This window comes from Streptomyces sp. NPDC029216 (genome assembly GCF_040648015.1).
Lineage (GTDB): Bacteria > Actinomycetota > Actinomycetes > Streptomycetales > Streptomycetaceae > Streptomyces.
In genome coordinates this window covers 1-24775 of sequence record NZ_JBEZWL010000109.1, presented here as the reverse complement: position 1 = coordinate 24775, position 24775 = coordinate 1, and the positions used below count along the sequence as shown (strand labels likewise).

The following is a 24775-nucleotide window of genomic DNA, read 5'->3' as shown; positions in this document are numbered from 1 at the left end:
AACAGCTCCCACAACTCATCCGGCACCAGCCGCTCAACAATTCCCGCCACGATCGACAGCCTACACAGCACGCCAAATGAGATGACGTCTTAAGGCGTTGGCACGTTGCCAGTGAAGACGGGCATCCCGAGGTCGACCAGTTGAGGGCGTCCGTCGGCGGGGATGTTCTTGAGGCTGTTGAGCTTGGCCGACGCGGCGTCGAGGCTGACCTGGAGTCCTTCGACCTCTCCGAGCCAGCCGTTACCGCGGGCCTCGCGGATGCGGTCGCGGAGGTTCTGGATGATCTCGATGAGGCGGCCACGCTGGCGTGGATCGATCTGGAGGACCGGGCAGCGGATGCAGGCTTATCCGGACTACGGGCAGTGGCGGGGCAGAGCGTTCTCTTGCCTGCGACGCTGAGCCACATCGGGTCGGCATCATGCCAGGTCACAGGCCCTCAATACCCGCCTGACCTCAAGGACCTCGGGAAGCTACTGTTCGAAGTGTGATGACGCCTGAGGGAATGAAGCTGGGGGCAGAGGCCGCGCAACTGCTGGCCGCCGCCGACTGCTGTGAGATAGAGCCCGGCCTGAGCGACGCCGAGTTGCGGCGCATTGAAGAAGAGTACGGATTCGAGTTCGCCGACGACCACCGCGCCTTCCTGGCAGCCGGGTTGCCGGTGAGCCAGCCGCCCGAGGAAGGGGCTACCTGGGGGAATCCGTGGCCTGACTGGCGCCATGGCGATCCTGCGAAGCTGCGGGAGCAACTTGAATGGCCGGTCGAAGGCATCGTCGTGGCGGTCCAGCATGGCTACTGGCATCCAGGATGGGGACAGCGGCCAGCAGGTGCCGATGATGCGGTCCGCGAGGCCAAGACGATGCTGGCCCGGGTGCCGAAGCTCGTTCCCGTATACGCGCACCGATTCCTGCCCGCTGGTCACGGGTCCCACGGCCACCCAGTCCTGTCGATCTGGGGAACCGACATCATCTATTACGGTGCTGACCTGGGCGACTACGTCAACCACGAATTCGACGATTTCAGCGCGCACACCCCTGACGATTGGAACCCGAGAGCGACCGTCGCATTCTGGCAGGACTTCCTCTCATAACTCCTCCGAGCCAGCAGGCGCGGGCTTGGGCAGACCCGTCATCGCGGTCTGGTGATGATGGGCATGCCGAGGTCGGTGGGACCTCCGTGGCTCGTGTGGCGGCTGCGTTCCAGACTGCGGTCGAGGGCGACGAGCTTCTCCTTGGTCTTGGTGAGGCTGACTTGGAGTCCTTGGACCTCGCCGAGCCAGCCATTCGCCCGCGCTTCTGCGATGCGCTCGGCGAGGTTGCGGATGATCTCCATCAGGCGGGGCCGCTGCCTGGGCGAAACCCGCAGCATCGGGCAGCGCAGGCCCCGTTGACTGAACGAGCCACGCTGATTGCGCAGTTCAGGGCACAGGCGAGGTTGCGGCCCAGTACGGTCTGCGGTCGTGATGAACGATCGTGTGCCCGAACGGGATCTGTCGAGGTTGGCCGTTCCTCGGTGGGGTCGGCTGGTGGAGACCGGCGACCGGTACGAGCCCTACCGGCTCGTCAACGCCGACGGCGCGACCGTGGCACCGGTCGCGGTGTTCTTCCAGGAACTGCTCGCAGCCGGGAAGGCGGCGGCAACCGTCCGCTCCTATGGCATGGACCTGTTGCGGTGGTGGCGGTTCCTGCACGCGATCCAAGTGCCGTGGGACCGAGCGACGCGCGTGGACGCTCGGGACTTCAGTTGCTGGATTCAGCTGGCGGCCAAGCCGCGAGCGACCGCGGCCAAGCGGCGGCCGGCCCGCACCGTCGGCACCCCGAACCCGGTGACCGGGAAAACGAGCCATGGGCTCGGCTATGCCCCGTCGACCGTCGCCCACAGCGAAACGGTGCTGCGCAGGTTCTACGACCTGCACCGTGACGCCGGATCCGGACCGCTACTCAACCCGTTCCCGCTGGACCTGGGGCGCCGTTCCGGCCGCGCGCACGCACACCACAACCCGATGGACGCCTGGGCGCCAGAACGGACCGGCCGCTACCGACCCACGGTTCCGCGCCGGATTCCGCGCTCGATCCCGGACGAGTGGTTCAACACGCTGTTCGCGGCGCTGCCGTCGAACCGTGACCGGGCCATGATCGCGTTTTGGATCTCCAGCGGAGTCCGGGCCTCGGAGCTGATCGGCGTCCGGCAGTGCGACGTCGCCCCGGGACAGCAGCTGATCAGCGTGGTGCGGAAAGGCTCCCGAGCACGGCATCAGGTGCCAGCCTCGGCGGATGCGTTCGTATGGCTGCGGCTCTACCAGCAAGAGCTGCACGGGCTGGTGCCGCGGGGCCGGACGCAGCCAGTGTGGCGGACGCTGCGGCGTCCGTTTCAGCCGCTGACCTACCACGGCGCCCACCGCATGTTCGAGCGGGTAAACGCCACCTTCGGCGCAGACTGGACCCTTCACGACCTTCGTCACAGCGCCGCCGCCCGCATGGTGCGCGACCCGGCGCTGACGCTGACCGACGTGCAGTGGGTCCTCGGGCACGCGCATCTGACCACGACCGAGATCTACCTCGCGCTGCGCCAGGACGAGGTCGTGGCCGAGGTGCTGGCCCACCACGCCCGGCAGGCAGACCGGCGCACCGAGCCGGTGCCGCCACCTCCGGCACCCGGCTACGACCCGGAATCCTTGAACGTGCTGTTCGGGCGATCTTCATGACCACCACCACGAAGCACTCGACGCGCCGACAACTGCAGACCGCGAACGCAACAGTCGAGCAGGCCCGGGCACGGAACAACGTACTGCGGGAACGGTTCCCGCCCCGCGCCGCGGAAGCGCGGTGGCCGGCGACAGCACAGCTGGCGGATGAGGTGCTGCATCGGCTGACGGCGCCACCATTCTTGCCAGCAGCCAACGCCACCCGGGCCGGGCGGCGGCGCGGGGTCGCCAAACTACTGCGCTGGCTGTCCAGTCTCCCAGGAGACACCTGGCAGCAGCGATGGAAGACGAGCGGCGTCGAGGAGATCCCCGGCGCGGACTGGACAGATCTCCCGCTGCGCTTCTTGCGCCAGAGTGGACCGTCGCCGCAGTACGAGCGCGTCGACCTGACCTCCGGGCTGCTGATGCTGGTCTGCGGCGATGTCATCCGTCCCGACCTGGCCTGGATGCTCACCCGCACCCACAAGCACCTGGCTCCGGCCATGGCCGAGGTCCGCGATCCCGAGGGGTTCGCACGGCTGGCACAGCTGGCCGAGTCCGGGCCAGCTGGCACCCGAGGCGAGGCCACCCTCACGGCGACCCGGATCGCAATGATCCTGGCCTGCAAAGGCGGATCGATCGCGAACATCACCGTCGGCGACTGCGTGGAACTGGTTGACACCTTGCGTCGGGTCTACGTCCGCGGGGGTCAGCGCAAAGTCGACTTCTACCTTCGACTGCGAGCCCTGGGGATCTTCCCTGAGGACGCCCCGGCCACGATCCGGGCATTCGGGCTCGCCGCCGGCCGACTGAGCATCGAAGAACTCGTGGATCGCTATCCGATCCGGTGCCGCCCAGTCCGCGACCTGATCGTGGACTACCTGCGCGAACGGCAGCCGTCTTTGGACTACACCAGCCTTGACGCGATGTCGCGGACGCTGGCCGGGCTGTTCTGGACCCGGGTAGAAGCGCTCTCACCAGGCATCGACTCCCTGCGGCTGGCACCGATACTGGCCCGAGCCTGGAAGACAGACATCGCCACCAAGAAACGCACCACGATCGGTCCAGACGGCTCCGCCGTCGAGGTCGCCAGCCCCAGGCTGAACGCCAAGGACGAGCTCATCCGCGTCCGCGCCTTCTATCTGGACATCGCCCACTGGCCAGCCCGCTGGGCGCCGTGGGTAGTGCCCTGCCCGATCAGCGACGAGGAGATCAGCAAGGCCAAGGACCGCAAACACCGCAAGGCCCGGATGGACCAGCGCACCCGCGAACGGCTTCCCCTCCTGCCGGAGCTGACCGACACCGTCGACCGCAGGCGACGCGCCGCAGCCGAACTACTGGCTGCTGCCGAGCACACCCCGCCGGGGAATCTGATCCCCGACACCGGCGGAACCTTGCGCAGAGCCGTCGCACCCAAGGCCGCCGGGCACCTGACCTGGGCCGAGGAGACCTCGACCGGGCGGCGGCGGAACCTCACCTACGAGGAGACCGAAGCCTTCTGGGCCTTCGCCGCGATCGAGGTCCTGCGCCTGACCGGCATCCGCAACGAGGAGCTCCTGGAGCTGACCCACCACAGCATCACCGAGTACAGGCTCCCCAGCACTGGCGAAGTCGTGCCCCTGCTGCAGGTCGCCCCGTCCAAGACCGACAGCGAACGGCTCCTGCTGGTCAGCCCGGAACTGGCGGACGTCCTTTCCAGCATCATCCGTCGCCTGAGAGGAGGCAGCGGCGCGATCCCCCTGGTGACCTCCTACGACGTCCACGAACGGGTCTGGAACCCGCCGATGCCGCTGCTGTTCCAGCGCGATATCGGCACCGAACACCGCGCTTTCACCCCGACCGCACTGCGCAAGCTTCTGATCAACGCGCTGGCCGCCACTGGCCTGACCGATGCTGGCGGCGAACCGCTCGTCTTCTCCCCGCACGACTTCCGCAGGATCTTCGTCACCGACGCCATCATGAATGGCTTGCCACCGCACATCGCCCAAGTGATCTGCGGACATAAGAGTCTTGACACGACGATGGGCTACAAGGCGATCTACCCCGCCGAGACCATCGAGGCCCATCGCGCCTTCATCGCCCGTCGCCGGGCCACCCGGCCCAGCGACGAGTACCGCACCCCAACCGAGGAGGAATGGGACGCATTCCTCGCGCACTTCGAGAAACGCAAGGTCTCCATCGGCACCTGCGGTCGCGCCTTTTCAAGCCCTTGTGTTCATGAACACGCTTGTGTTCGTTGCTCGCTCCTTCGGCCGGACCCGGCCCAGCGCGGCCGATTGGAGGAGATCCGCGACAACCTCCTCGCCCGCATCGCCGAGGCCGAGCGCGAGGGCTGGCTCGGCGAGATCGAAGGACTCAAAGTCAGCCTCGCCGGCGCCGAGGATAAGCTCGCCCAGATCGACAGGCAGTCCCAGAAGGCCACCATCAGCCTGGGCATGCCTACGACCAGGAGCGGGGACCTTGAGTAGCGACGCACATCGAGAAGAACCAGGCCGCGATCTGAGCACGTGGACGCTCGACCAGCTGCAGATGTTCATCCATGACGCCCGCGGCCAGCAACTTGAAACGGCACGCGTTGCCGCGCAGGGACAGGCCTACAACTCCAGCCATCCCCAGGAAGCCCGTCGCCAGTGGGCGAAGCTGGCGCTGCTCGCGAACCGGCGCATGCTCGACCACGCCGAGGGACACCCTGCGCGGGTGGCTCAGCAGGAGTTCATGCTCCGGATGTGGGTGATCGACCGCCTGGGCCCCGACGACACGGACACCGACTGGCTTTCCGAGACGCTGGCGTCCGACACGCTCGATGCACTGACCTTCACGCCCACACAGGCTGCTGGACTCGCCGAGGGCTGGCGCGACCTTCCCACCGAGCAGATCCGCGAGCTGCGGCGACACAAGAACCTGACGGCTCATTTGGAAAGCCTGGTCGGCTACCTGGCACACGGCCCGGTACGCGAGCGACTCGTCACCTGGACCGCAACCCGACCGCTCCTGCCTTGACCAGCCCTCCAGCAATCAGATCGCCTCAACTGAGTTCTTCAAGGCGAGCTTCAGCAAAGGCCGACGAAGATCAGAACGGAACCGACAGACCGGAGTCGCGCAGGCGGGCCAGAGCAACGGACATGCACTGCTGAACAGTCCTCCCGTCGGCCCGCTTCCCATGCGTCAACGGGCCACCGCTGGCGGCGAACGTCCACGCTGGCGCGTTGTCAGCCAGTCTCTCGGCGTCCATCCTGATCATGGCGTTCACACCCTGCTCGCCCAGCCACTCCAAGATCAGAAGCGTCACGTCCTCGACGCCGCGTTCCTCATCGATCTTCGGCCAACGGCCTCGGTTCCCAGTCATCACCCCGACTCTATCGAGGCCCTGGAGGTGGTCCAGGGGCCCCAACCGGCAAGTTCAGAGAAACACGAGTGCTCGTGCTGGCACGGGGTTCCGCAGGGCCGTGCGCAGTCGCCGAGCTCCTGAACAACGCGCAACCACCGCCACCACCGCAGCAACGCGTACGCGTAACTGCGTACAGATCCGGGCCGGTTCCGGGCGACAAAGTCCCGAAGGTACCGCCGAATGGGCTCGACTGGCACACCCTCCGGATCGACCACGAGCCAGGGCACCACGCCGTCCGACGGCACGACCTTGCCCCACCGCGGCAGACGGATCGCACCGGGATCCCGTTCCACGTCATCCAACGACCTCACGCAGCTCTCCTTCTACTTGCTGCCTGAGATCTATCGGTCAGCCCCTACCCAACTCTTCCAATGCCTCGGAGTGTCGTCCGGTAGTCCGGTTGTCGTGCGCAGAGTAGATGTCAGTGCGGCGCTGGGTTCTGTCAGTGCTGTGCCGTAGCGCGCGAAGTGTGACCTGGTGGGCGCGAAGCGGCTGATGTCCTGCCTGTCCGCTGCTCAGCCCGGCATGGTCCGTGAGGGGGAAGCGTCGGCACGCCGCACTACAAGCGGGAACCGGCACCGTGGTCCTTGCGCTAGACAAACACCCGTGATCACCGGCTACTGCAGGACAACGACCGCCCGTTGCCGATCCGCTGGCGGGACCGCACTTTGGACCAGGGCTGAAGGGGGGATCTTGTGTCGTCGAGACGACCTCTCCGAGTGAACCGACGCGTGATGCGCGCCGTACGCGGCTGGCCGCGCGCCCTGCTCCTCACACTTGCTGTGACGCTCACGGTGACCGCACCCGCCGGCGGGGCGGCGGCCGAGCCGCGTCCCGGCGTTCCCCCCACGGCCAGCAGCCCGTCGCGAGCGGACGGTGAGGGGAAGCTGTCGCGGGTCAAGGTGAAGCAGCGCGTGGACGTGCGCACTCTGCCCCGGCCGAAGCGCGTCCCCGAGCCGCAGGTGCAGCCCTACCTCGCCCCTCCGAAGGGGCCGGCGCCGGTGGGACCGATGAGGCAGCCGACTCTGCCGGTCACCACCGCGACCCTGACGCCGAAGACTGGCGCGTCCCCGAAGGCGGCGCCATCCACGGCCGTCATCCAGCAGCTGAACACCTTCCGCACGCTCGGCAACGTGGACGCCACCGGTCCGTCCGACACCCAGCTCGCGGTCGGCCCCACCTACATCGTGCAGTTCGTGAACCGCTCAGGCCAGGTCTACGACAAGGCCGGCAACGCCGTCGGTGCGCCCTTCGACCTGGGTGCCTTCTTCGGCTTCGCAGAGGGCACGGGCGGGGATCCGCGGGTGCATTACGACGCGGGGTCTGGTCGTTTCTTCGCCGCGTACGAGGGAGTCCTGGCTGGCGGCGACGAAAACGACGTCGCGGTCAGCGACAGCTCCGACCCTCGCGGGCACTGGAGCGTTTACATCGCCGGGAGCAACACCTCCAACATCCGGCAGGACCAGCCGAAGCTCGGCTACAGCAACGACAAGGTCACACTGAGCTGGAACAACTACGACCTCACAAAACCCGAGACGGATCCGGACTCGTACCTGGGCGCGGTGACCGTGGTCGCCAACAAGGCCGACCTGCTGGCCCGAGGCACGGTCAGCTTCACGACGTTCGGCCAGGACACTGGCAGGTTCCAGATCGTCCCGGCCACCTCGCTGTCGGGGATCAACGACCAGCTCGCGATGGAGCACGACCCGCGTGACCCCACCAACGTGGTGGTGCACACGTTCACCGGCGTGCCTGGCGTCAGCACAGTCACCCAGACCGAGAACACCATCGCCATCGGAAGCACGGCCCCACCACCGAAGTGTGGCGGCGATAAGGGATGCGCGCCTCAGCCGCCCGGGGGCGACGCCACCATCGCAACGAACGACGACCGGATGCTCTCGGTCGCGTGGCAGAACAACCACCTTTGGGGCGTCTTCAACGTCCAGTGCACTCCCACCGGCGACACCGGGGACCGCTCCTGCCTCCGCTACGTCCAGGTCGCGACCGGCGCGACCCAGACCCTCGCGACCAACATCAACCTCGGCCTCGTGGGTGGATACCTCTACTACGGTTCGGTGGCCCTGAACGACGAGGACGACCTGTTCTCCGGATTCACCGCTTCCTCACCCAGCAGGTTCCCCACCGGTGTGGCAATCGCAGTCCCGGGCGGCAACTTCCCCGCCAGGACCTTCGGCGACTTCTACGCCGCGGGCAACCAGGCCTACTCGTGCAACTGCGGCACCGACCTGCGCTGGGGCGACTACTCCGGCACCGCCCGCGACCCCAGCAATCCCAAGGACGTCTGGACCGTCCAGCAGATCGGCGCCATCGCCAACACCGGGATCATCGGCGGCGACTGGGGCACCGCGATGGACCGTGTCACGCTGTCCCCGCCGACCGTAACGAGCGTCACCCCGAACCACGCGCCCGAACTCGCCCAGTGCATGAACACCGTGACCGTGCGCGGCACGGAGTTCCCCACCGGCGCCACCGTCAGGTTCGGCTCGGTGGAGGCCCCGTTCGCGCACGTGACCGGGCCCGAGGAACTGACCGCGGACGTGCCCCCGCAGGCGCGGGGCACGGTGGACGTCACGGTGACCAACGCCAACGGCACCAGCCCGGTCACCGCCGCCGGCAGGTTCACATACGACGCGGACACGTCCCCGCCGACGGCCTCCGCGAGCGTCTCGCCGTCGCCGAACAGCGCCGGCTGGAACAACACCAGCCCGGCGACCGTCAACATCACCGGCGATGACGGATCCTGCGGCTCCGGCATCCAGAAGATCACCTACAGCGCGAGCGGCGCCCAGCCGATCGCCTCCACCGACGCACCCGGCGCGAGCGCCGCCGTGCCGATCACGGTGGACGGCGTGACGACGGTGACCTTCACCGCCACCGACAACGCCGGGAACACGTCCGCGCCCCAGACGATCACGGTGCGCCTGGACACCGCGGCGCCGACGATCAACATCGTGCGCCCGACGGCCGCCACATACCTGTTCCACCAGTCGGTCACGGCGTCCTACGCGTGCGCGGACGCCACCTCCGGTGTGGCGAGCTGCGTCGGTACAGTCCCGAACGGCAGCCAGATCGACACCTCGACGTTCGGCTCGCACACCTTCACCGTGAACGCCACGGACGTCGCCGCCAACCCGGCCACCAAGAGCGTCACGTACACCGTCGCGTACCGGATCTGCCTGCTCTACGACCCGAACCGGCCGATCCGCGGCGGGAACAGCACGGTCCCGATCAGGCTCCAGATTTGCGACGTCAACGGCGCCAACCTGTCCAGCCCTGGCATCACCCTCACACCCAGCCGAATCGTCGGTCCCACCACCGTGCCGTTCACGACCCCTTTCCGGTACGACGCGCAACTTCGCGGCTACATCGTCAACCTCCCCACCCAGGGGCTGGCGGACGGCAGCTACAACCTGCAGTTCACCATCAGCGGAGCTGACACCACGACACACGTGGCACCGTTCACCCTGCGCTGACACCCACAGCTCTCGTCGGAGCTCACCGGCCCGGCCCCGGTCCCGGGGCCGGGCCGGTGCGCGTCAGGGCAGCTTGCGCGCCACCGTTGACGACGGCTCCCCACCCACGCCTGTGATCAGAGATGGGCACGCCCGCTCACAGCCCGAATCGGCGGCGCCCTCATCCTGCGGCAAGCACCGCCAGCCCCCTACACTGCCCCCAGGCTCGACCCACTCCGCGCCGCCCCCATCCAGCCCGAGGAAGCCGACGTCCTGCTACGGGTTTCCGTTGAAGGTGGCATCGACCCCACCGACGCTGGCCAGCACCACGCCCTCGGAGACCTCGCCGCCGCCGAGATGGTCATCCGCGGAGACATCATCGACCGTTTCCGCGACAACGTGCTCTACAGCCTGCGGATGCTTCCCGAGCCGCCAGCACCTGCTGACACGGATTCTGCGCCGCCACTGTCATAACCCTGCACATCCCACTGACATCCACCCTGCGCACTGTCGGACGACACGAGACAGCCTTCGGATGCTCTCCGAGCCGTCGCCGCCTACTGACACGGACTCTGCGATCCCACTGTCATAACCCTGCGTATCCCGCTGACATCCACCCTGCGCACGACACCGGTCAACAGAGACACGAGCCCCGGAACCGTGGATCGTGTCGTGCGCAGAGTAGATGTCAGTGCGGCGCAGGGTCGTGTCAGCGATGGGGTGACAGGGTGTGACCTCGGGCTGGCAGCCGACCGTGGTCCAGGAGCGGCGAGATTCCCGCACGATGTGGTCTCCTCCCGCCCTGTTCCGCTGGTTTCTGGCGATCCCGGCTTCGTCAGTTGTCCGGCGGCGTCCACGATCCGGTCTTCCGCGTCCCGACGAGTGAGGAGCGCGTGAGAGTCGCTCTTCAGCGAGGCCGCACCTACCCGGATAGCACATCGGCGTCGTCGCGAAGGTGACCCCGAGTGGTGGCGAACGTTGGTCAGAGAGACATTGGATATGAAGACCACCCCACCGGTCCGGTCCGTTGCGGATGTGACCTCTCGGGGAGTCGCTGCTACTCCGCGTCCTCCCTGAACAGCCGCAATCGGACGATCCCAAGTCCGTACGCAGCGGAGCGGAGCGGGCCCGATGCCATCCGGCTCCGTGGCCGGAGGCAAGCAGTGTGGCCTGTAAAGCGCTGCGACCGCTCGCGTACAGCAAGAGGGAGCATTGTGACCGCGCATGATGACCCGAATCCTGGTGCTCGTTCCGAGCCAGAAGGGTCGGATTCCGGTCCGGCCCGAAGCTCGGGGGAGCAGGAGGGTCGGGAACGGCTACTTGCCGGACGCTATCTGCTGGTCGAGATCCTCGGGCGCGGCGGTATGGGCACGGTCTGGCGGGCAAAGGACCAGCTGCTTGACCGCGAGGTGGCGGTGAAGGAGTTGATCATCAGCGGCCTGACGGATCAGGAGCGCAGCACCCTGCACTCCCGGATGACACAGGAAGCCCGGGCCGCAGCGCGGATCAAGCATCCCAACGTCATTTCCGTCTATGACGTGCTGGAGCAGGACGACCGGCCGTGGATCGTCATGGAACTCGTCGACGGCAGATCCCTGGCTGACACCATTGCCACCGAGGGCACCCTGCTGCCGCACGAGGCGGCAAGGGTGGGCATCCAGGTAGTGGCTGCCCTGGACCAAAGCCACCGGCTTGGTGTGCTGCACCGTGACGTCAAGCCGGCCAATGTGCTGCTGGAGCGTGGCGGGCGCGTGGTGCTCACCGACTTCGGCATCGCGCTCTTCGAGGGCGGCAGCGGCCTCACCCGCACAGGCGACATCGTCGGTTCGCCCGACTTCGTTTCCCCGGAGCAGGCCTCGGGCCACCGGCCGGGTCCCGCATCCGACCTCTGGTCGCTGGGCGCCACGCTGTACACCGCCGTCGAGGGCCGGGCTCCCTTCAGCCGTACCTCGACCCTGAGCACCCTGAACGCGGTGGTGGCCGAGCCGCTGCCCGAACCGCGGAACGCGGGCCCGCTCAAGCCGGCGATCGAGGCTCTGCTGCGCAAGGACCCTGACGAGCGGCCGACCGCCGATCAGGCGCTTCGCATGCTTGAAGCCGTTGCAGCCGGCCAACTGCTCACCATCGGGATGCGACACACACCCACTCAGATAGCGCCGTCTGGCCGGCGAGGGAGTCCGGAGACGGAGGCGGCGAAGGGTGAGGGGAAGCGGAGCCGACGGGTGAGACTGCTGGTCGCAGGGGCCGGGCTGGCGCTGATCATTACCGCCGGTGGCATCACATTCGCCACGCTGAAGATCGGTGGGCAGAGCTCCAGCTCCACGCACATCGGCACGCTGCCGAGCGCAACCGCCGGAGTCACCGGCCCGAGCACAGAATCCGCCAATCCATGCCCTGGACAGGGCACCGCCAACCTGCCGGTCGGCTGGACGGAGCTGAAGGGCACTGTCATCAGTCCAGGCGCCGACCCCGGTGGCTTCTGCATTCGCTTCGGCGGCCTGTATTGGGGCGGCATCTACTTCTCACAGGTTCCCGGACCCGACTACACGGTGACCGTAGACGGCAAGCTGGCATCAGGCGCCGACAGACTGGCTGCAGGATCAGGCTGGGGCCTGGCAGCACGCACCACCATCGCGGCGAACGGCACAGTCACAGGACACGGGATCCAATACGACCCCAACGGTTACCGAGATGTGGACTACCCCAAGGACTCCGGAACCACCTATCTCGCGGCCACAGACAACGAATGGCATCAGCTCGCGATCAGCGTGCATGGCTCCCAGTACACACTGTCCGCCGACGGACAAACCATTACGCAAGGGACGTTGCCACAACAGGCAGAAGACCACGGCGGCGCCTTCGTCCGGCTCTGGTACGGCGCCACGGTCGAGCTGCGGAACCTCCGCATCACCCCGCAGGATTGAGCCGGATGCAGCTACTGGACGAGTACGCGGCCCAGGAGGTCTTCGACTCCCGCAGCGATGCCTCGGATTGCACCCGGGCTATCGGTCACAGCACCGGTCGACTCGTTCAGGAGCCGTCACCGCCTACTGACACGAACTCTGCGCCACCACTGTCATAACCCTGCGCATCTCACTGACATCCACCCTGCGCACGACACCGCTGCCCATCCCGCCCCAGTTCCTCAGGGTGTTCCCGCCCACAGGCAGAAAACGAGCGAGCCCCGGAACCGTGGATCGGTCCGGCTCGAGGAGGAGTTGACCAAGGGGCCGGTCGCTCACGGGTGGCCTGATCAGCGGTGGACGTTGGCCAGGATCAAAACGGCGAGCCCAGCTGCCGGTGGGTTCCCGCAGACGACTGCCCCCGCAACCCCTCCCCCGCGTCGCGGAACATCGCGCCCACGACCACCAGGTGACAGGAACAGGGCGTTGGGAGGCGCCCGGCCCGTAGTCACAGGCCGGGCGTTTCCGTCTGCGGCTGCGATGTACCGTGCCGCGGCTCGATGGTTGGGTCGGCGGGCCGAGGTCCGCCAATCGATGAGCGGACCTGGGCCCGCCTCGTCACTGGGCGCGGCGGCTGTTGGCTGGCCGTGTCCTGCGGGGGTGGGGCGGCTTCTACGGTGCGGGGGTGTAGGTGACGGTGGTGGTGCCGCAGCGTTCGGCGATGGTGTGGAGGGCGTCGTTCTCCGTCTCGTCGACGGTGAGGTTCCAGCGGAGCTTGGTGGCGGTCCATTCCGCGCCGTAGCGGCACAGGGCGTCCGGGGCCGGCGGGAGCCAGGTGGAGGGGTCCTGGTCGGCCTTGCTGCGGTTGGAGCGGGCGGTGACGGCGATCAGGCTGCTGGGCTGTCCTTGGTCGTTGGCGTAGGCCTCGCGGCGGGCGGGGCTCCAGGTGGAGGCTCCAGTTGGCGGGGAGCGTCATTGCAACTGTGCCGTATTCGTGAGTGATCGAGGCATCCGGTTGAGGGAGGGGAGGGCGGCTCGGGCCGTCGTTACGAGTGCGGGCTGTCCCGGCTCGCGCCGCGCTGGCCGGTTTCGGTCCGGGGGCTGGGGACAGCCGGATCACGAGCGAACAGTGCCGCCTCTGTCACGTCAGAACGACGCAGCCCCGCCGTTCCAACTCGCTGACGAGAGGCAGTGCGGGATCGATCTCGTTCCAACGCAGATCGAGCTTCTCCAACGATGGCATCAGGGCGAGCCAGTCAGGTAGCTGGCCGAGGCGGTTGCTCCGCAGGTCGATCTGACGCAAACGCGGGAGGCCGGCCAGCGAGTCCGGCACTACTTCCAGAGAGTTCTCTCGTAGGTCTAGGTGGCGGAGTTCGTGCAGGTCGGCAGCCGACATCGGCAAGTGCCCGATCGCGTTCCCTCGGAGCCACAGCTCACGCAGGCTGTGGAGCTTGCCGATTGCATCGGGCAAGGTGGTGAGCCTGTTGTGCTGTGCCCTGAGCTCGATGAGGCCGCTCATCCCGCCGATGGCCTCGGGCAACGCGGTGAGGGAGTTCTCGCCGACGTTGAGGTATCGCAACTGGGTCAGGTTCCCCAGGGAGTCCGGAAGTTGCGTCAGCTGGTTGTCGTGTAGGTAGAGGCAGCCGCAGAGCCTGGTCAGCTTGCCGAGTTCCTCGGGCACTGACGTCAGCGCGTTGTGCCCCAGGTCCAGAGTGCTGAGCTGCTGGAGCTGCCCGATTTCCGGCGGGATGGCCGTCAGCCCGTTGTCGGCGAGGATCAGTACGTGGAGTCCGGTCTGCTGCCATACCGAACCGGGTGCTTCTCCGAGCTCTTGACGCCACAAGTTCAGCGTGTTCCTCACGGCCATCCTCCCTCATCAACCCGCCGGGGTTCCGATTGTCGTCTGGGACCACGGGGCCGGTGGACCGTATGGCAAGATCAGCCAGCCTTGGCCGGTTCCTCGGCTCGGGCTCGGGTGCTAGCGAGGCGGTAGGAGACCGGTCTCGAAGATGGTGCCGTTGAAGGTGGCGGCCTTGAGCTCGAATGCGGACAATGACGGCCCGTCATCCGGCGGTCGGCGGAGAGAGGCGGCCCCCGGGGTTTCCTACAGCCCGTGCGACCGGGCGCACCAGCAGGTCCGCTTTCACCTGTGGATACGGGAGCGCTCCCACTGTAAGAGCGGTTCCCTATATGGAAGTGGCCCCCCTGGGGCCCGGTAACGGATAGCCGACCGGCTTGTGCGCGCTGATCTGCCGGTTCCCGCGCCCACTCCACGCCCGCCGCCGGGCCGGCCACCGCCGAACCCGGCACCGCTGCGCCCCGGCGGGGGGTTCCCGGATGTGGGAACCGTGCCGCCCCTGGTGATCGACGTGCCCATATATGGGAACGTCCCAGGTCAGGGCCGTGCCTGGCCCGCACTGCCGGTTTGGGAGGTCCGCTAATCGATTAGCGGACCTCGGTGCGGGAGGGGTGGGGGGTATGGGACAGGGCCGGCCCCGGGGGTGGGGTCGGCCCTGCGTGTGCGGTACGCGCGCTGCAACGCGGTGCCGCTGTGTCCCTGTCTGCGAAGTCACCAGCATTCGAGGGGTCCTGCCGGTTTCCCGGCCGGTTCTGCACCCCACGGTGCCTGCCGGATCCCGGCAGTGCAACCGGTGCTTGGACGGACTCGGACGAATGGGCCGCGGACGTAGCAAGACCGTGGGGAGCCGTAGGCGTTCTGTGGGGTCGCGAGGCGCGGACGGAACCGCCGACGGACCCCGGCCGAGGATCGCGGCAGGTCAGAGGCCTTCTGAGCTTGATGCGCGAATGCCTGGCGGGCCTTGGACACCAGCGGACGAATCAACCGACATTCCACGCATTCGAGATGAGGTGGGCCTGGTACGGCTTAGGCAGTGCGAGCCGGTGCTGCCATCCTGGTGTTCCCGGGGACCGGCGACTGCAATCGCCCCCGGGAATGCGCCACTTGGCGCGAAGTCACCAGCAGGGAGGGGGCACACCCGTGTGCCCCCTCCCCCCCCACCCGGGCGGATTCTAAGGATCGTCGCAACATGTGATCGCCGTTGTGTGATGGCGAGCAGTCTAGACAGCCGCTCGGCCGGGTATCCCGGCCGAGCGGCTGACGGTCGTTCCAGGCCGGGCGCCCCGGCTGTGGTTTCGCAGGAGACCGAGGGGCTGATGGACTCACGCCATGACGACATTGCTGCCCCGCATCATGCGAGCACTTGAGCAGTTCCATGCCACGCACCCCTGGGACCACAACGCCCACTACCACCGGTGGATACTGCGCCAGCTCCCCAGACGTTTCAACAGGGCTCTGGACGTCGGATCAGGCAGCGGTGACCTCGCCAGACTCCTGGCCTCACGGGCCGGAGCAGCGCACGGTATCGACGTCGATCCCACGATCGTCGATCGCGCGCGGGGGCTCACAGAGCCCGCCGCCCCGGTGACCTTCACTGTCGGAGACGCATTGAAGGAGGTGCCGCCTGGCCCCTACGACGACATCACATGTGTCGCCACCATCCACCACATGCCGTTCAGTGACGCCCTCACCTGCTTCCGCCGGCACCTGGCGTCCGGCGGAACCCTGGTCGTCGTCGGCGTCTATCGCCCGCGGTCTTGGAGCGATTACCTGATCGACGCCGTGGCCATTCCGGCGAACGTCGCCATGGCCTGGATCAAGAACAAGGGCCGCAAGGCGCCGCGACCAGCCTCAATGACCGCCCCGACCCGACCGGCGACTTTGACCTTTGCAGACGTCGTTCGCGACGCCCGACAGGCGCTACCCGGTGCACGGCTGCACCGACGACTGTTTTGGCGCTACACGCTGGTCTGGCACCGGCACTAGGAGGTCGGCTTCACGACTTGGTCTGAGGCCAAAGGCACTGCGGAAGGCCCCTTGTGCTGTCAGAGTTCTTGGACCCATCAGGTTCTGCAGGCGCTCGGCTGGGGTTTCCCAGCCGAGCGTTTTGCGTGGGCGGCTGTTGAGTTCGGCGGCGACCGCGTCCAGGTGCTCGCGGGTGTGCCGGGACAGGTCGGTTCCCTTGGCAAAGTACTGCCGGAGAAGGCCGTTCGTGTTCTCGTTCGAGCCGCGCTGCCAGGGACTGCCCGGGTTGCAGAAGTAGACCGGCATGTTCGCGGCGACGGAGAAGAGCTCATGGCCTGCCATCTCGTTGCCCTGGTCCCAGGTCAGTGACCGTCGCAGATGGGGCGGAAGCTGGCTGATGGTGGCGGTGAGCGCCTGGTGGAAGTGCTCTGCTCGGTGCCCGTTGGGCAGGTGCACCAGCATGGTGAAGCGGGTCGTGCGCTCGACGAGTGTGCCGATGGCGGAGCGGTGGCCGGCGCCGACGATGCAGTCGCCTTCCCAGTGGCCGGGTACGGCACGATCAGCCGCTTCAGCGGGCCGGTCGCTGATCATCACCATGGGGGCGGTGAACCGTGGCTGCCGCTTGTTTGCTTGGCGGTGGGGGCGCCGGCGGGCCCGCCCGCTCCGCAGGGCCTTGGTGAGTTCGCGGCGAAGTTCTCCACGGCCTTGGACGTAGAGGGCCTGGTAGATCGTCTCGTGCGTCACGCGCATCTCCGGGTCGTCGGGGAAGTCCCGGCGGAGCTGGTGGGCTATCTGCTCCGGGCTCCAGCGCCGTTCCAGACGCTCTTGAATGTAGTCACGCAGCTGCGGACACCGGCTGATTTCCCGGCCTTGGGGCGAGGTCGGCGGGCATCGGCGCGGGCCTGGGCGACGTAGGGCCGGTAGGTCCACTCGGTGCCGCGCCAGAGCGCGCCGTTGCGGCGTATTTCGCGGCTGATGGTCGAGGGGCTGCGGCCCAGCTCGGCGGCAATCGTGCGGATGGACGCCTTTTCCCGCAGCCGGTCGGCGATGTGGATGCGCTCATCTGCACCGAGGCAGCGGCCGGACGAAACGGGGACGGCCGCCCGCTGTGAACGAACGGGCGGCTCGATCCTGCCGCTGTTGAGCAGGCGGCCGTTGCGCCACCCGCGAGCGGTCCGCACGTGGACACCTACACGCTTGGCCGCATCTGCACTGCTGTAGCCCTGTTGCACGAGCCGGAAGTATTCCTCCCGCTCAGCATGGAGCCTCTTGCGCCCCTGCGGCCTGCGGTCCTTCCGAGCTTCGAACCCCATCGCATCCCCTGAGCTGGGGTGTTGCGACGACCGCTAGAACGGAAGCCGATGAGAGCCGGGCTTTCCCGTGCTCGCAGACGAGGAGGTCCGTATGGAACTGGAGAAAGGCCGTCTGCGGGGACGGCGCGCAGACACGGCTCCCCGGCCTGGCACGGTGGCCGCGATGACGATGCCGCAGGCGGTGGTCGTGTGCGTGGTCCTGGTCCTCGCCGTGGTGCTGCGCCTGTACGGGAAGATGCAGATGACGGAGATCTTCCAGTTCCTGGGCGGCGCGGCCGGGATCGGCATGCTGACCGTCTTCACCCTCACCCCGAGCGGGCGCGGCGTCGTGGCCGCCGCCGTCCGCGGCGCCCTCCAGGCCGGCCGATAAAGGGGGCGCGGACATGGGACGCCGTGAACTCCCCGTCGACTGCACCGTGCCGGCCTTCGGCGCCCTGGCCACCGCGCTGCGCGAACTGCGCGCCGAGGCGGGGCTGACCTACGACGAGCTCGCGGTGAAGACCGGGCTCTCGCCGACCGCCCTCAAGCGCGCCCTCGCGGGCAGGACCCTGCCGTCCCGGGAGAGCGTCACCGCGATCAGCGAGGCCTGCGGCGGATCCGACGGAGTCGTCGAGCTGTGGAGGCAGGCACGGATCGCCGGGCGTGGACGCCTGCCGAAGCTGCGCCCACCGGCTGCGCCCGAGCTCATCACCGCCCGGGGCGATTTGAGCGAGGCGCTGCAGTTCTTCTACGAAAAGGCCGGCGCACCGTCTCTGCGCCGGCTCCAGGCCCTGGCGGGCGGTGCACACCTGCTGCCGGTCAGCTCGGCGGCCAGGATCATCAACCGGCAGGCGCTTCCGGCCAGCCGCCAGCAGTGCGTGGCCTTCCTGACCGCCTGCGAGGTCGGCCCCCGCCTGCTGCGGCGCTGGGCTGACGCCTTCACCCGGATCACCAGCCGACGGGCCCGGATGTCGGCGGATCTGGAGGACGCACTCGCCATCACGTGGTCGGACCTTGAGGACGGCGGTAGTGGATGGCGCGCCGTGAACTCCTTCAGCCGGTGGGCGGACCCTGCTGTCCGGGCCGCCCGGGCCGTCCGGGGCAGCAGACGGCTTGTGGGCGAATTGTTCGACCAGCGCCGTTCGGGGTTCGCCCAGACGCAGGTCTCACTGTGGCCGGGGCCGGAGCAGGAGATGCTGTTCAGGCTGAGCGACGACAGCGGGCTGGCCGCCTGAAGGGGCACCTTGACCCCGGCCGGGTTCCGCCGCCATCCGATGATGCCGGTTCGCCCGTGAACTCTGCCGGGGTCAGTGCCGCCCGTCTCCCGCCTGGCCTGTCCGAGCGACGGCCGGTTCCGCAGGAGCCGGGCGGCCGCGATCGGACGGCAGGGCCGGCTGGGGTGGTTCAGGGCCGGTGGAGGATGTCGTGGCTGCCGATGCGGCGCCAGATGATGTGGCGCGTCCGTCGGGGGCCCAGGTGAGTTCGTAGACGCCGGCCGCGGCGCGTACGCCCTTGACGCGCAGTCCGGGGCGGAACGTCCCGCCCGCGCGGAGGTCGGGGACGAACGCCTGGCGCACGACGCGGGTGAACCGCCGACGCTGGGCGGGGGTGAGGTGCTTCAGGTCGGCGGTGAAGCGGGGGAGCGGCTCGTACGTGGGCATCAGGGGTCTCCTTCGGGCGGCACGGTGAAGCCCCCGGCGACTGCCGGGGGCTTCAGGGTCGGTCCGTCTCGTAGAGGTGCGTCAGGTACGTGCTCTCCGGGCGCCGGCAGGGCGCCGGGTACGACGTCCTCCGGCCTCGCGGGGCACGCCGCCGCAGACCGCTTTCGTGTCAGCGGCCGCTCACCGTGGTGACAGTGACTGTCCCCGGTGCGGCGATGACGGCCAGCGGCGGCTGATCTCCCGGAAATGGGAATTCCTGCCTTAATTCCAGCCCGGCGGGCATTTTCCGTCAGGGTCGGGAAGTCATCTTTCTGGAATCCGCCCCCGGGTTGGTTCCCTGGGTGGTTCCGTGTTTCCTTTCCAAGGTGTCGGCGCGCAATATCAGTGCTCGTTCCGGTGGCGCTGCGCGCCGGCCGCCGGGACTGGCGGGGCGGGTCTGACGGGTCCGGGGCGTGCCTCTTCCGCCTGCCTCGCCGGCGGGCGTCTTCGGCGGCGGCCGCGGCGGCCTGGGGGTCGTTTCAGCGGGTCCGCCGTCGTCCGGACGGGTCCCGGACAGGATTGCAAGAAGTCGAGAAAGCGCAGGTCAAAATCATTGTTCCGGCAAGGTGCGTCCGGACGGGGGCTTGCCGGAGGGCTCCTGACAGGCCCACGATGTGGCTTCACGCCCCGCGCGGGCCGTCCGGCCGAAAGGGCCGGTGCCGTCTCGCGTGCGGGTCCCATGGCATCTGTTGGCCCAGACCGCCGGGGGAGCCCACCGCCGACCGTTGGCAGACGGACAAGGCGGAATCAGTAATTCCACTCATCCGAGCCCTTCGCATTCTTGTGCGAAGGGCTTTGGTGTTTTCTGGCGCCTCTTGTCAGGTCGGTTATTCGTGTGCGCTAATCGTGGAAGCTGAAGAGGGTCTGCCAACTCTCCGACGCCTGTTTCGAGAAAAGGTCTGGGCCGTCAACAGAAAAGCGATGGGACAAGGAGTCAACTATGAGGAGCTGGTTGCCGCGCCGTTTCGGGCGCGGGAGGTCGGCGTGCGTGGCGCCCGCCGGGAACCCGGGCCGGCGGCGGCTGAGGCCGCCGAAGGCGTTCGTGATCGTGATCGTGCTCGCACTCCTCGCCGAGCTGGCGCTGGTGGCGTGCGGGGTGGAGCCGGCCACCGGCGTCCAGGTGGTCGCGGCGGTCCTCGGTGCCGTCGAGGCCATCCGCCGGCTCACCGCGAAGGGCCCGGCCACCGCGCCGCCCACCGCGCCGGGCGCGGTAGTGCTGTAACGGATGGGTGAGACCTACCCCGGGGCGGCGGAGCTCGTGGAAGCGCTCCGCCGCCTTCGGGCCGACAGCGGGAACCCCACCCTGGAGAGGATCAGCCACGCCCTGGGAGGCCGCGTCTCCGCGGCCACCGTCTCCCGCCTCTTCTCCGGCCGCACGCTTCCCTCCGAACGCGTCGCGCGGGACGTGGTCGGTGCCCTGCTGGAGATGACCTCGCGCACGCCCGGCCGCAAGAGCCTGGAACTGAGGGAGTTCCAGGGGCTGTACGCGAAGGCGAAGCGCGCCCAGGCGGCCGCGCGGACCCCGCGGCCGGCACCGGACAAGCCGGCGGAGGGCATGCCGGTGGACGCGGCCCGCCTGCACGAGGAGCTGCGGGGGCTGCTCCGCTCGCGGGGGATCTCCCTGGCACGCCTGGCCCGGTACCTGGGCATGCCCACGAGCACGCTCTCCGATGTCCTTCGCCACCGCCTGCCGAGCGCGCACGTGGTGAGAAGCATCGCCGAGATCTGCAAGGTTCCCCCCAGGCCGCTGCTGGAGGCCCTCGCCATCCTCGAACGGGCCCACGACGACGCGGCTCGGGCCGCGGCCCCCGGCCCGGCTCCGGCCGCGCGCCCGGCTCCGGCACCGGGTTCCGTTCCGGGTCCGCGGGCCCCGGTGCCGGAGGAGGCGGCCTCGCCCGTGGACGTCCTCGTGCGGGCGGCCGTGACCCGGCCGCCCGCCGAGATCGCCGCCCTCGTGGCCGGTCTCCAGGCCGGCGGGCAGGCCGCGTTCGCCGCCCGGATCGTCGAGGAGGCGGTCCGCACCCGCGGTGTCGCCGACGTCACCGCCCTCGCCCTGGCCCTCCTGGCCATCGATCCCGCCCAGCCCGCCGGGCCGCCGTAGGCGCGGCGGGCCGGGCGGGAGAGAGCCGGCGCCGGGGGACCGTACCCGTGCGTGGGCGGCCCTCCGGCGGGATCTGTCCTGATCCTCCGTCTGCTCCGGGTGCTCACCCGCCCGTTGCCGGGACCGTACACAGCATCCGGCGGGGACGGCGCCGCCCGGCCCGCGGCTGCCGGAGCCCGCCGGGTTCCGCACACGGGCCGGCAGTCCCCTGGCCGGGCCGCCAGCCGGGGCACCGCCCGGACCGGCAGGCCCTCGGCCGGTCCGGGGACGGCACGGCGATCACGAGCCGGCCCACTCCACCCCGAGCCCGGCGAGCGCTTCGAGCTGCGCGGTGTCGAGCCGGTCGCGGCGCTGGCGTTGGTTGGCCAGCCACACCCCCGTACGGTGCTCACCCCCGTCCGGGAGGACCTCGACGTGGGAGCGCCCCGGGGTGCCGCCGCCTTCCCGCTGGACGTACTGGCCGAGGGCCTGGACGCCCTGGTGGAAGGCGGCGGCACCCCGCCCGGACGTGGAGGTCGTGCTCGTCTTCGCGGACGCGTTCCGGGCTCGTACGGCCCGCCCCGGCTTCACGCCGAGCGCCCCGAGCCGGGCCTGCTGCTCGGCGTTCAGCCGGGCCCAGTCTCGTCGCTGGGTGGCCAGCCACCGGCCGATGTCCTCGCCGTGCCGGGTCACCCCGGGCTTGATGGCCGTGAGACGGGCGCCTTCGTCCAGGAGCTGGGCAAGGTAGGCGTAGTGCCGCTGCCAGTCCACCGTCCACCCGTGGTCCTCGTCGCCGGGGTTCCAGTCGGCGTCGATCGCGGCGAGCGCGGCCGCGCGCCGCTCGGCGCGTACGGGGTCCTTCCCGAGCCCGCCGGGCCGGCGGACGTTCGTCAGCCACTGCCCGATCTGGACGTCGAGGATCGCCGCGCCCCGCGGGGCCGCCAGCGTCCCGTGGAGCTGGTGGTACGCCCGCGCGGCGGCGAGGTTCTCCTCGAAGGCGGCGTCGGCGGTGTCCCACACGATCCCGAGCTCCTCCAGCTCGGCGGCCCGCTCCCCGTTCATCTGTCCGGCCCGGAACGCCCTGCGCTGGTCCGAGAGCCACCGCCCCAGCGGGTACGGGCCCTCGGCGTGCTCGTACGGCACCTGGAGGTCGCCGACGCGCTGCCGGTACCGGAAGGCCGCCTCCAGCCCCCTCCTCCAGTCCTGCCGCTCGGTGTTGAAGACGGCGTACGTGATCCACTTCGCGATCAGCGCCGGGTCCCGGGGGGCCGCGAACCGGAGCAGGAGCCGGTCCTCCTCCTCGCCCTCAGCGGGCTCCTTCCCGATCGTCAGCGACGGCTGCACGATGCGTTTCTGGTTTTCCTGGGGAATAGCAAGCATTTCAACGGCACGTTCATCATGCGCCCGAAGCCCATTCAATACCCGGATGAGGGGGCCATACGATTTCGAGGTGAGAATGTCCTCGGGCTTTTCGTCCTCCCGCAAGAATACGGGAACGATCAGGGTGGCCATCTTCCCTTCGCCGGGCTTTTGGCGAAGGGCACGGCCGATGGACTGGACGATGTCGACGGACGATCCCTTCGGGTCGATCAGGGCCACCGAGTCCACCGCCCGGATATCCACGCCCTCACCGAGAACGCGACAATTCGCCAGCACCGCGCGCCCAGCCCGGCGGCCGAAGTCGGCGAGCACGCCGGCCCGGTGCTCCGCCTCGTGCTCCCCGCGCAGCCACCCCGCCCACACGGTGGCGGGATGCCGGACCGGATCGACCGCGTGCAGACGGCTGGCGACCCGGTCCAGGCCCTCGGCGAAGGCCTGCGCCTCGACGGTGCGGTGATGGAAGGTGATCGTCGTCTTCAGATCGTGCTCGGCCATCGTCTCCAGCAGCGTCGTCTGCACCGCGGCCAGCCGCTGCCCGCGCAGCCGCTCCTCCCACCGCTCCTCGCTGTAGAGCCGGGCCGGGGTCACGACCGGGTCGACCAGCTCGGCAACGACGACCTGATATCTCGCCAAAAGCCCGCGGGCGATGGCGTCGGCGAGGGACAGCTCGTAGACCACCGGCCCGAAGACGCGTACGTCATCCATGGAGCAGGCCATTTCCTTGGGGAGCCGGTCCCACCGCGACCTCGGTACGTACCTGCGTCCCTCGGCCTCCGCCTTCTCGCGCCGCTCCTCCTCTTCCCGGCGCCGCTCCTCGGCCTGCTCCAGCTCCTGCGCCCGCGTCCGGGGCGGCCGTTCGGCCCAGATCCTCGGGGTGGCGGTCATGTAGAGCCGGCGCCGGGCGGGGATGACCTCCTGGCGGTGCACGTCCGCCCACGCCTTCCCCGCCGATCCCGACGTGCGGTGTGCCTCGTCGACGACCACCAGGTCGAAGGCCTCCATCGGCAGTCCGTACTCCCCGCGGTGCGCCTCGGCGATGACGGGCAGGGAGGCGTAGGTGGCGTAGACGGTGACCGGGCCCCGGCCGTGCCACAGGGCCAGCTGCGGCGCCGACGTCGTGCTGCGCACCTGGAGCCCGTACAGCTGGGCGTTGTCCTCCAGCGAGCACACCGCGACCGCGGGCCCGTCGTGCCCGGCCGTGCGCCACTCCCCGGCGGTCTGGGTCAGCAGATCCAGGGTGGGCATCAGCACCAGGACCCGCCCGCCCCGGGCCAGCCGCAGCGCGGCCGCGGCGGCGATAAAGGTTTTTCCGGTTCCGCACGCAGCCACCACCGTGGCCCGCAGACCCGATTTCGGAATCCGCTTTCCCGGCGGGATATCGAGCCCCCGGACAATCGCCTCCACCGCTTCCTCCTGATGAGGCCGAAGGGTGATTCCACCAGACTTCTGCATCTGCTTTCTCCGTCGAATAGAGGCGTCTCGGGCCGGGGCAGTCACGGGTTTCTCGGGCTGGTACACAGCATCCGAATCCCGCGCACCGGACGCCCTCGAACAGCAACACATCCGGACCGCCGGGAGGGAGTTCCAGGTCTCCCGGGATCCTACACAGCTACATCTGCTCCTGATGTAGATTCGACTCTACCGCGACGATGCACCCCCGTGGGGCCAGATCCACGAACCTCCCCCTCTTTTCGGGGGACCCACCTGCCGTCAGCCGACCGAGACCGCCACCCTCCCGCCGCTGCCAGCCGGGCCCGCTTGCGGGCCCTCGGACTGGAGGCGAAGCCGGAAGGGCGGGGGTGGGAGCGAAGCGGACACCCCAACAGGCCGAAGGCCTACACCCCGTGAAACGGGATCACCTCCCGCGCGGAGCGCGGGAGCTCCAGGGCCCGCTTGCGGGCCCGCTCGGGTGGAGCGCAGCGGAACCCGAGCAGTCCGCAGCGCAGCGCAGGACCCCGGCCCGCAGGGCCGGCCCTGGCTCGGCGAAGCCGAGCCCCGCCGAGCGCAGCGAGGCGGTTCTCTCCTGGTCAAAGCCACGAAAGCCATGGCCCGGGCC

17 protein-coding genes and 3 pseudogenes are annotated in these 24775 nt (G+C 69.0%); 13 read left to right on the top strand and 7 right to left on the bottom strand.

Going from position 1 to position 24775, the window contains the following annotated elements; translation table 11 throughout:
* The first annotated feature begins 140 nt into the window (after positions 1 to 140).
* Positions 141 to 488 (top strand): hypothetical protein, encoded by a 348-nt coding sequence (locus tag AB0F18_RS29170; RefSeq protein WP_362065997.1) that lies wholly within the window; start codon positions 141 to 143, stop codon positions 486 to 488.
* Positions 488 to 1087: a hypothetical protein gene (locus AB0F18_RS29165; RefSeq protein WP_362065999.1), complete on the top strand. Its 600-nt coding sequence runs from the start codon at positions 488 to 490 to the stop codon at positions 1085 to 1087. Before AB0F18_RS29170 ends, AB0F18_RS29165 begins: the two co-directional genes overlap by 1 nt.
* Positions 1088 to 1125: 38 nt before the next feature.
* Here AB0F18_RS29165 and AB0F18_RS29160 read toward each other — a convergent pair whose 3' ends face one another.
* Entirely contained in the window at positions 1126 to 1329 is a 204-nt protein-coding gene (locus tag AB0F18_RS29160; RefSeq protein WP_362065995.1) for a hypothetical protein, read from the bottom strand.
* Between the two features lie 193 nt (positions 1330 to 1522).
* On the opposite strand from AB0F18_RS29160, the gene AB0F18_RS29155 reads away from it, so the two are divergent.
* Genes AB0F18_RS29155 through AB0F18_RS29145 form a run of 3 tightly spaced genes read left to right on the top strand, consistent with a single transcriptional unit; the run spans position 1523 to position 5680 of the window.
* Positions 1523 to 2701, top strand: coding sequence for a tyrosine-type recombinase/integrase (locus AB0F18_RS29155; protein ID WP_362065993.1), 1179 nt, complete (start codon positions 1523 to 1525; stop codon positions 2699 to 2701).
* Entirely contained in the window at positions 2698 to 5148 is a 2451-nt protein-coding gene (locus AB0F18_RS29150) for a site-specific integrase (protein WP_362065991.1), read from the top strand. The genes AB0F18_RS29155 and AB0F18_RS29150 overlap by 4 nt, the downstream gene beginning before the upstream one ends.
* Positions 5141 to 5680 (top strand): hypothetical protein, encoded by a 540-nt coding sequence (locus AB0F18_RS29145; RefSeq protein WP_362065990.1) that lies wholly within the window; start codon positions 5141 to 5143, stop codon positions 5678 to 5680. The genes AB0F18_RS29150 and AB0F18_RS29145 overlap by 8 nt, the downstream gene beginning before the upstream one ends.
* Positions 5681 to 5750: 70 nt before the next feature.
* On the opposite strand, the gene AB0F18_RS29140 is transcribed toward AB0F18_RS29145, so the two are convergent.
* Positions 5751 to 6026 carry a hypothetical protein gene (locus tag AB0F18_RS29140; protein ID WP_362065988.1) on the bottom strand — a complete coding sequence of 92 codons (276 nt, stop codon included), beginning with the start codon at positions 6024 to 6026 and terminating at the stop codon, positions 5751 to 5753.
* Between the two features lie 1052 nt (positions 6027 to 7078).
* Between AB0F18_RS29140 and AB0F18_RS29135 the strand changes: the two genes are divergently transcribed.
* The 3 genes and pseudogenes from AB0F18_RS29135 to AB0F18_RS29125 form a co-directional block, all read left to right on the top strand.
* A complete protein-coding gene (locus AB0F18_RS29135; protein WP_362065986.1) occupies positions 7079 to 9562 on the top strand; it encodes a hypothetical protein in 2484 nt (827 codons plus the stop codon).
* Positions 9563 to 10755: 1193 nt separating this feature from the next.
* Positions 10756 to 12465 carry a protein kinase gene (locus AB0F18_RS29130; protein ID WP_362065984.1) on the top strand — a complete coding sequence of 570 codons (1710 nt, stop codon included), beginning with the start codon at positions 10756 to 10758 and terminating at the stop codon, positions 12463 to 12465.
* A gap of 282 nt (positions 12466 to 12747) precedes the next feature.
* Positions 12748 to 12825 (top strand): annotated as a pseudogene (locus AB0F18_RS29125) (transposase); the annotation flags it as partial.
* A gap of 291 nt (positions 12826 to 13116) precedes the next feature.
* Here the strand turns inward: AB0F18_RS29125 and AB0F18_RS29120 are convergent.
* A pseudogene (locus tag AB0F18_RS29120) lies at positions 13117 to 13404 on the bottom strand (HNH endonuclease); the annotation flags it as partial.
* A 181-nt stretch (positions 13405 to 13585) separates the two neighbouring features.
* A complete protein-coding gene (locus tag AB0F18_RS29115; RefSeq protein ID WP_362065982.1) occupies positions 13586 to 14311 on the bottom strand; it encodes a leucine-rich repeat domain-containing protein in 726 nt (241 codons plus the stop codon).
* Positions 14312 to 15631: 1320 nt separating this feature from the next.
* Here AB0F18_RS29115 and AB0F18_RS29110 point away from each other — a divergent pair.
* Positions 15632 to 16288, top strand: coding sequence for a class I SAM-dependent methyltransferase (locus tag AB0F18_RS29110; RefSeq protein WP_362065980.1), 657 nt, complete (start codon positions 15632 to 15634; stop codon positions 16286 to 16288).
* Positions 16289 to 16363: 75 nt separating this feature from the next.
* Here the strand turns inward: AB0F18_RS29110 and AB0F18_RS29105 are convergent.
* Positions 16364 to 17580: pseudogene (locus AB0F18_RS29105) on the bottom strand (IS30 family transposase); the annotation flags it as partial.
* A gap of 163 nt (positions 17581 to 17743) precedes the next feature.
* Here AB0F18_RS29105 and AB0F18_RS29100 point away from each other — a divergent pair.
* Together AB0F18_RS29100 and AB0F18_RS29095 are read left to right on the top strand one after the other, a co-directional pair.
* Positions 17744 to 17950 carry a hypothetical protein gene (locus tag AB0F18_RS29100; protein WP_362065978.1) on the top strand — a complete coding sequence of 69 codons (207 nt, stop codon included), beginning with the start codon at positions 17744 to 17746 and terminating at the stop codon, positions 17948 to 17950.
* Positions 17951 to 17963: 13 nt separating this feature from the next.
* Entirely contained in the window at positions 17964 to 18794 is an 831-nt protein-coding gene (locus AB0F18_RS29095) for a helix-turn-helix domain-containing protein (RefSeq protein WP_362065977.1), read from the top strand.
* Between the two features lie 72 nt (positions 18795 to 18866).
* Here AB0F18_RS29095 and AB0F18_RS29090 read toward each other — a convergent pair whose 3' ends face one another.
* Positions 18867 to 19220, bottom strand: coding sequence for a hypothetical protein (locus AB0F18_RS29090; protein WP_362065975.1), 354 nt, complete (start codon positions 19218 to 19220; stop codon positions 18867 to 18869).
* A gap of 979 nt (positions 19221 to 20199) precedes the next feature.
* Between AB0F18_RS29090 and AB0F18_RS29085 the strand changes: the two genes are divergently transcribed.
* Positions 20200 to 20481 carry a hypothetical protein gene (locus AB0F18_RS29085; RefSeq protein ID WP_362065973.1) on the top strand — a complete coding sequence of 94 codons (282 nt, stop codon included), beginning with the start codon at positions 20200 to 20202 and terminating at the stop codon, positions 20479 to 20481.
* A 3-nt stretch (positions 20482 to 20484) separates the two neighbouring features.
* On the top strand, positions 20485 to 21360 hold the full coding sequence (locus tag AB0F18_RS29080; protein ID WP_362065971.1) for a helix-turn-helix transcriptional regulator: 876 nt from the start codon (positions 20485 to 20487) through the stop codon (positions 21358 to 21360).
* Positions 21361 to 21639: 279 nt separating this feature from the next.
* Here the strand turns inward: AB0F18_RS29080 and AB0F18_RS29075 are convergent, their stop codons facing one another.
* Positions 21640 to 24171 carry a Helicase associated domain protein gene (locus tag AB0F18_RS29075; RefSeq protein ID WP_362065969.1) on the bottom strand — a complete coding sequence of 844 codons (2532 nt, stop codon included), beginning with the start codon at positions 24169 to 24171 and terminating at the stop codon, positions 21640 to 21642.
* Positions 24172 to 24775: the final 604 nt, after the last annotated feature.